Annotated in this window: 5 protein-coding genes and 1 pseudogene; 3 read left to right on the forward strand and 3 right to left on the reverse strand. The window is 59.2% G+C overall.

Annotated features, from left to right (window positions below; translation table 11 throughout):
* Positions 1-74: 74 nt before the first annotated feature.
* The 3 genes and pseudogenes from DTP52_RS31380 to DTP52_RS19030 form a co-directional block, all read left to right on the forward strand.
* Positions 75-1,436 (forward strand): annotated as a pseudogene (locus tag DTP52_RS31380) (polysaccharide pyruvyl transferase family protein); the annotation flags it as partial.
* Positions 1,430-2,116: a 2OG-Fe(II) oxygenase gene (locus DTP52_RS19025; RefSeq protein ID WP_178082493.1), complete on the forward strand. Its 687-nt coding sequence runs from the start codon at positions 1,430-1,432 to the stop codon at positions 2,114-2,116. The pseudogene DTP52_RS31380 and the gene DTP52_RS19025, both read left to right, overlap by 7 nt.
* Positions 2,109-4,274: a glycosyltransferase gene (locus tag DTP52_RS19030; protein WP_109754729.1), complete on the forward strand. Its 2,166-nt coding sequence runs from the start codon at positions 2,109-2,111 to the stop codon at positions 4,272-4,274. Before DTP52_RS19025 ends, DTP52_RS19030 begins: the two co-directional genes overlap by 8 nt.
* Positions 4,275-4,416: 142 nt before the next feature.
* Here DTP52_RS19030 and DTP52_RS19035 read toward each other — a convergent pair whose 3' ends face one another.
* The 3 genes from DTP52_RS19035 to bamA form a co-directional block, all read right to left on the reverse strand.
* Positions 4,417-5,145 (reverse strand): NAD(P)-dependent oxidoreductase, encoded by a 729-nt coding sequence (locus tag DTP52_RS19035; protein WP_212801168.1) that lies wholly within the window; start codon positions 5,143-5,145, stop codon positions 4,417-4,419.
* A gap of 139 nt (positions 5,146-5,284) precedes the next feature.
* The gene (locus DTP52_RS19040; RefSeq protein WP_249411869.1) at positions 5,285-6,217 is read right to left on the reverse strand and encodes a glycosyltransferase family 2 protein; all 933 of its coding nucleotides are present in this window, start codon (positions 6,215-6,217) and stop codon (positions 5,285-5,287) included.
* A 116-nt stretch (positions 6,218-6,333) separates the two neighbouring features.
* Positions 6,334-8,033: outer membrane protein assembly factor BamA (gene bamA, locus DTP52_RS19045; protein WP_109754732.1), on the reverse strand; the 1,700-nt coding region annotated here is incomplete at its 5' end.

The following is an 8,033-nucleotide window of genomic DNA, read 5'->3' on the forward strand; positions in this document are numbered from 1 at the left end:
TGACGGAACAGTTGGACGAGCGCATTTGGCAGGTCGCTATATTCGGTACCTTTGACGTAGAAAACTACGGCGATCTGCTGTTTCCGCTCATTGCCGAGGCGGAGTTGGCCCGGCGCTTGGGTTCAGTCAACCTGCATCGATTTTCCTATCACGCCAAAAAAACACCGCAATGGCCCTATGCGGTGACGTCGCTGACCGAGCTGCCTCATGTGGCGTCCAGCCTGGATGGTGTTTTGATCGGCGGTGGCTTCCTGATCCGCTTCGATAAAGTCGTTGCCCACGGCTATGGTCCGACGACCGCCAGTATCCATCACCCTACCGGTTATTGGCTGACCCCTGCGCTCATCGCGCAGCAGCACGGGGTCCCGGTCATGTGGAATGCCCCCGGGATGCATTGCAACAGTATCCCCGACTGGGCCAGGCCGTTATTGACGATGGCTCTTGAGCAAAGCCAGTACGTGGGAGTACGCGATGCACTGTCACGCGATACTCTCGGCGCGCTCACCCAACAGGCCGAGATCGAAGTGTTGCCCGATACCGCATTTGGCTTGCCCCACCTGATCGACGAGCAGCAGCCCTGCGCCGAGTTCATTCGCCTGCGCGAGCGCGCCGGGTTGATCGGGCCCTACATCGTGATCCATGCCATTCACGTGGTGGAGTCCTTTGTAAAACTGTTCGAAGACCACGCCGAGGCGTTCCAGGGCTATCAGTTTTTGGTGGTGCCGATTGGCCCCGTCCTGGGGGACGATCCGTCGGCCATTGCGGCGCGCCTGCCCCAGGCCATCACCTTGTCGTTCTGGCCGGAACCGTTGCTGATGGCGGAAATTATCAGCCAGGCCCAAGCGGTGATCGGCCACAGCTACCACCTGGCAATCACCGCCCTGGCGTTTGGTGTCCCGGTGTTTTGCTCGGCGGATCTGACGACGGGCAAGTACACGGCACTGGCGCAGTTCGACTCACTCCACGCGTTGCCGGACGTGGCCACGGTCGATCCGCAATGGTTTATCGCCCGTGTCGGCAAGACCCACCCATCGCCCGCGGCGCGTGCGGCGGCGGATCGGTTGGTCGAGCATTGGGATCGGGTCGCGGCGATCATTCGCCAGGGTAAAACGTCTGCCCAGCCGGTGTTGGGGGCCTTTCTACAGCATCTGCCCAACCTGCTCGAAGCCGCCGCCGAGGGCCGCGACCCCTTGCCGGCTGAATGTCCGGCAAGCCCTGTCGTGCCCGAGCCTGAGCTCATCGAGCCGCTGCACGACCCGGCAGTACAAGCGCTTGCCCAGCAGCAACAGATCGTTCAGCTCAGTCAGCAACTGGCGCTCAGTGACGCCAGGATGCTTGAGTTGCAGAACTCCAATTCCTTCCGAATGACCGCACCACTGCGCTCCATTGCCCGTGGTATCAGAAACCTGACAGCGAACAAGAACAGACAATGCTAGATCTCTCTCGTCTCACGCCAGCGGCTCTAAGGGCTCACCCGTTCTCATGGGCTGAAATCGGCAGCCTGTATTCGGTCGAGGACGCCGCCGCGTTGGCGGCCTCCTTTCCTCATGACCACTTCAAGACGGTGAGTGGTTATGGCGGTGAGAAGAACTATGACTATGAGGCCCGTGCCCTGGTGGGCATGGGCTCCAACACCATCGCTTTCCCTGAAGAACTGAGCGAGGCGTGGTTGCGGCTGGCCCGGGATCTTGGCTCGGCGGGCTATCGAGAGGCCATGTCGGAGCTGACCGGGATCGACCTGCGGGCCGTACCGATGGAGGTCAACGTCTTTCATTACGGTCCCGGCGCCAGCCTGGGGGCCCATCCGGACCTGCCCGATAAACTGGTCACCCATATCCTGTATTTCAATGAGTCCTGGGACCGCAATGACGGCGGGTGCCTGAATATCCTGCACAGCAATGACCCCAACGCCGTGGCGGCCGAGATCGAGCCCCTGGTGGGCAACTCGGCGATCCTGGTGCGCTCGGATCATTCCTGGCATGCCGTCACCCCGGTGGTGAGCGGCTGCCATTCTTCCCGCCGCAGCCTGACGGCAACGTTCTACCGACCGGGCTCCCAGAGTTCCATGTGGCCGCCGGGCGACCGCACCCCACTGCATGGATACCCACGTGCTTAAGCTCGACAGCACCTTGATCGACCGCGACGCCGCCCTGGCTCAAAGAGACGCAGCCATCCATGAGCGCGATATCGCCTTGGCAAAAGTCGACTTCCTGCAAAATACCCGTTCGTGGCGTTTTACCCGACCCTTGCGCTCGCTTTTTCGGTGGATGCGTTATGGTTTTAGCGCAACGCAGGAATTTCCCGAGACAGCCGCTGCGATCGTCTACCCGACCGCACCGGAGCCGTTGCCGAACCCTGAGGTGGAACCGGACTTCACCACCAAAGGGCACCTGGATATCCTCTGCTTTGCCAACATTGAGTGGGCTGCACGATTCCAGCGACCGCAGCAGTTGATGAGCCAGTTCGCGAGCAATGGTTATCGGGTGTTTTACATCGTCCCCTCCAGTGTGCCGGAGCAGGGACAGCCCTATCGATTGACGTCGGTGGCGCCCAACATTTTTGAAGTGGCGCTGCAACGTGATGTGCAAGAGGCGTATTACGAAAAAACAGTGACGCCCGAGAACCATCAGGCTTTGCTGCTCGCCATGACTGCGCTGGTCGCCGATATGCAGATAAGAACCGCCCTCTCGGTGGTACATATCGCCTATTGGAGCCCCGTGGCCCGCAGCCTGCGAGCCATGCATGGCTGGCGCATTCAGTATGACTGCATGGATGACTGGGATGGTTTTCCGAACATCGGTGAGCAACTGCTGAGCGAGGAACAGAGCCTGATTGCCCAGGCGGATCTGGTAACCGTTTCCGCCGCGTTGCTTTACCAGAAGTGGAGCGCCCACAACCCGCGCTGTGTACTGGTCCGAAACGCAGTGGATTTCGCCTTTTTCCGGCAGCACTGTTTCACCAATGATGTGCTCAGCGGGCTTGTCGGCCCGGTGATTGGTTACTACGGCGCCCTGGCGCAATGGCTCGACTATCCGTTACTGGCAGCGCTGGCGGACAGGCGGCCGGAGTGGAACTTCATCCTGGTGGGGGATATTTTCGTCGACGATCTGGCGGGCCTTGAGCACAAGCCCAATGTGCAGTTGCTGGGCAGGAAGCCTTATTCGCAAATGCCGCTTTACCTGGAGCATTTCGATGCCTGCCTGATTCCCTTCAGGCTCTACAACGTGACTCATGCGGTCGATCCGGTGAAGTTCTACGAGTACATCAGTGCAGGCAAGCCGGTGATCTCTACCCCACTGACGGAGATGAGCATCTATAAAGACTTGCTGTACTTCGCAACCGGGGTCGATGAGTTCATCGAACAGATCGAGCATGCCTTGGCCGAGAGCGACCTGGCCCTGTACAAACGACGCGTAGAACTGGCCCGGGCCAATGACTGGAAAGATCGATTCAATAGCATGCAACTGGCGATCGTCGGGCTGTACGAAAAAGTCTCCATCGTGCTTGTGACGTACAACAATCTCAATCTGACCGTTCAATGTGTAAACAGCATTCTGCGCAATACCGCCTGGCCCAATTACCAGCTCATTGTCGTCGACAATGGTTCGCAGGATGGTACGGGTGATTATCTTGAGCGCCTGCGCCAAGAGGTACCGACCGCGAAGGTCATTCTCAACCCGGACAACCGAGGCTTCGCTGCGGCCAATAATCAGGGCTTGCGAGAAGCCGACGGTGACATCCTGCTGTTGCTCAATAACGACACGGTAGTGCCTGACGGCTGGCTGGAGCCGCTGGTCAGGCATTTGAGGGACCCGAGTGTCGGCTTGGTCGGACCGGTCACGAATGCGGTAGGAAATGAAGCGAAAGTCGAAGTTTCCTACACCGACATTCAACAGATGCAAGATTTTGCAGACCGCTACACCGAAGCCCACAAGGGACGGTCGTTCGATATCTCGATGCTCGCCATGTTTTGCGTCGCCTTCCGCCGTGGGATCCTCGAAGAGGTGGGGTATCTGGATGAAGCATTCGGTATCGGGATGTTCGAAGACGACGACTACAGCCGTCGCGTGCAGGCGGCCGGTTACCGGACGGTCTGCGCCGAAGATGCGTTTATCCATCATTACGGGCAGGCATCGTTCAGGAAGCTGATCGCCAGCGGTGAGTACCAGGCCCTCTGGGACAAGAACCAGGCGTACTTCGAAAGCAAATGGGGGGCTTGGCAAGCCCATGTTCATCGCGCCGAGCCTGGTATCGAGACGCAGGAGAAGGGCTAGGTCGCACAGTCGACATGAGTGGGAGCGAGCTTGCTCGCGATGACGTCGGCACAGGCAACATCACCGCAAACTGAACCACCGCTATCGCGAGCAAGCTCCCACACTCAATCTTCAGTAGACCCAAAATTCGCCTGAGGCTATTTCAGCGCCCGGGCAAGTCTTCGCCCATCAGGTGAAACGCCCTGGGCGCAAAGCCAAGCCGGTCACTGGCGTCGGAATGGTCGAATACCAGGTCCTGGTTCATGCGCGCCACCAACGCGCCAGAAAGATGTCGGTAGCGTGGCAGGCAGCGCATGATCGAAACGACCTGGGTTAACGCCTTGGCGGGGAGGGGCAGTGTTCGTTCGGGGCATCCCAGGGCCTGGAATATTCGTCTCACCATGGTGTGATAAGGCAACACTTCCCCTCCCGAGAGGTTATAGCCGCCACTGGGCAGGCCAGGCGTACTCAGGGCCGACAGGCACGCCTGGATCACGTCGTCAGCATGCACCGGCTGGCGCAGTCCGGTTGCGCCGTCGATGAGCGGAAAAAAACCGAAGCGTTGGATGAAACGGGCAATTTGCGAGATGTTCTTGTCGCGGCCAAAGCCATAGATCATGGTCGGTCGCAGGATCACCCATTCGATTTGCCGTTCGATCGCCCACTGCTCGAGCTGTTCTTCTGCGCGTACCAAGCGTTGCGCCAACGCCCTTTCCCGAGCGTCGGGCGATGCTTGTTTGGCAAAGCGGCTTGTGGAGGACAGCGCGACAACGCGTTTGACGTGGGCGCTGGCAAGGCGCTCCAGATAATCGGGTAATACCCAGATGGGGGCAAATGACAGGAAGGTATCCAGCGTCAGTCCGTGCCAGTTGTCAGCGTTTCTCCACGTCACATCGGGGCAGGACACCTTGGGCGGCAGACTTCGAGTGAAAGCACTCGTTGGGTGACCGGTTTGTGCCAGCAATGGCAGGGCGCGCTCGCCCAGGAGGCTGGAGCCGCCCAATATTCCTATTCGCAACTGAGGCCTCTTATCAGGGGTTCCATGCATTTTTAAGCCGGGTAGTCGCGTGGCGAAGGATCATCAGACTGAACCGAAACCAGACCGCGATCACCACGCTGACCCATAGGGCCGCAGGGTATTTGCGGCGGAAAAACTTGCGATAGAAACGCAGGATCCCCAAGTGTTTGTGCCATTCGACGAAATAGGGACGATGACGGCTGCAGCCACCGAATACATGCGTCACCTGGGCATCCGGCACGAACAGAACGCTCCAGCCGGCCTGATGGAAGCGCATGCACCAGTCCAGGTCCTCGCAATGAAGGAAATAGTCTTCGTCCCACAACCCGACGCTCTCGATCGCTTCGCGCTTGACCAGCGTGCAAGCCCCGGAGATGGCTTCAACGACAATGGGGGCGCTGGGGAGCGGTTCCTTGTGCAGTAAAAAGTCGGAAAACACCGATGGAAAAAATACTGAGAGCCGTGAAAGTCCGAAAGCCCGCATGAAGGCGCGTCTGGGCGTCGGAAACACCCGGCGTCCCCCGGCTTGCTCGCTACCGTCCGGATTGCACAGGAACCCTCCGACCATGCCGATCTCTGGTGAACTGCGTAGCGCCAGCAGCAAGCGGTCCATGGCATCGACGGCCAGCACGCTGTCCGGGTTCAAGAAAAATAAATTGGCGGCCGTGGACAGGCGGGCACCTTGGTTGCACGCCACGGCGAAGCCGAGGTTGGCGGTGTTGCGTACGATTTGAAGCGAGTCGCCGGCAGCGTGGGTTCGTTCCAACAGCATCAGGCTATCGTCGTGAGAGTCGTTATCCACCACGATCACCCGGGAAGCGCCGGCGGTAAACACCGACCCTACACACGCCACCAAAAGCTCACCAGCGTTGTAATTGACAATGATCACATCACACTCGCCACGTAGAGATGATGTGCTCCATTCATCAATAGCGGGCAGTTCCATTGCTTCCAACTTAATCACTCCATTGCTCAAACCTGGATACGCATGGGATCGCAACTACTCAGGTTGGTATTCAAGATAGCAGGTCCACGGCCTTCGACCAGTTCCGACCAGCATGGTCAGAATGTCTGCCCCAAGGAAAATTGAAACACCTGCGTATCGGCGTTATCCGGGGTTCGGACCGGAAAGGCCACGTTGGCACTCAATGGACCCAGCGGGCTATACCAGGTCACCCCGACGCCTACCGAACTGGCCATCTGGCTGAGGTCGAGCCCGTCGCATCCCTGGGTGGTGCTCAGGTAGCACTTGTCGGAGTAGACGCTGCCGACGTCCCAGAACACTGAGGTGCGCAGGGATTTGTTGTCTTTGATAAAAGGCAGCGGGAACAGGTATTCCACGCCGCCGGTGATGAGTATGTTGCCGCCCAGCGACTCGGTGTCCCGGTCGGAGTAGTACGCTTGGCCGGCGCTGGCATAGGTGCCGGTGGCCGGAGTGTTGCGCGGGCCGAGGGTGCCGCTCTCAAAGCCGCGCACCGAGCCTTCGCCACCGGCGGTGTAGTTTTCATAGAACGGCAGGCCGTCTGTCGAGCCGTAGCTGTTGCCGTAGCCGAGTTTGGTGTGCAAGCGCAGCGAAGTAGCGTCGCTGACCGGCAGGAAGGCCTGCCCGGTGTAGTCGATCTTGTAGAAGCTCAGGTCGCTACCGGGCACGGTCACCATCAGGTTCAGGTTTTGCGAATGTCCGCGGGTGGCCAGCACGCCTTTGTTCAGTGTCGACTCCGACCAGCCGAGGTTGGCCTTGAAGTTGGTGAAGTCCTTGCCTTCACGCTCGATGAAGTCGTAGATCTCATCGGCGCTGTAGGTGCCTGGTTCGATGCTGTCATGTTGCACCGTCAAGCCGAAATTCAGCCGTGAGGTTTCATTGATCGGATAGCCGAGGGTGGTGCCGGCGCCGTAGCTATTGATGGAATAGTACGAATAGTCGTCATCGTAGTATTCGTTGTAGTCGGTGGCGTTGTAGAACACGTTGTAGCCCAGGCTCACTCCGTCCGGCGTGAAGTAGGGGTCGGTAAAACCGATGTTGTACTTGCTTTGGTAGGAGGAGCGGGTCAAGCCCAGGCTGGCGTAGTTGCCGGTGCCGAGAAAATTGTTCTGGGTGATCGAGCCACCGAGGATCAGGCCGGCACTTTGCGAGAAGCCGACACTGGCGCTGATCGAGCCGGAAGCCTGCTCTTCGACGCTGTAGTTCACATCGACCTGGTCATCGACGCCCGGTACGGCCGGGGTCTCGACGTTGACTTCCTTGAAGAAGCCCAGGCGCTCGAGGCGGGTCTTGGACTGGTCGATCAGGTAGGTCGAAGCCCAGCCACCTTCCATCTGGCGCATTTCACGGCGCAGCACTTCGTCCTCGGACTTGGTGTTGCCACGGAAGTTGATGCGGTTGACGTAGGCACGCTTGCCCGGGTCCACGGCGAAGGTGATGTCGACGGTATGGTCTTCATCGTGGGGCTGTGGCACGCCGTTGACGTTGGCGAAGGTGTAGCCCTCGTTGCCCAGGCGGCGGGTGATCAGCTCGGACGTGGTGGTCATCAGCTTGCGCGAGAACACCTGGCCCTTCTGCACCAGCAACAGCGACTTGACCTGGTCTTCGGGGACCTTCAGGTCACCGCTGAGTTTGACGTCACGAACGGTGTATTTCTCGCCTTCGTTGACGTTGACGGTGATGTAGACGTGCTTCTTGTCCGGGGTGATGGACACCTGGGTCGAAGCGATGTCCATGTTGATGTAGCCACGGTCCAGGTAGTAGGAACGCAGGCGCTCCA

Origin of the sequence: Pseudomonas sp. 43mfcvi1.1 (assembly GCF_900115935.1) — a bacterium.
GTDB classification, from domain to species: Bacteria; Pseudomonadota; Gammaproteobacteria; order Pseudomonadales; family Pseudomonadaceae; genus Aquipseudomonas; species Aquipseudomonas bijieensis.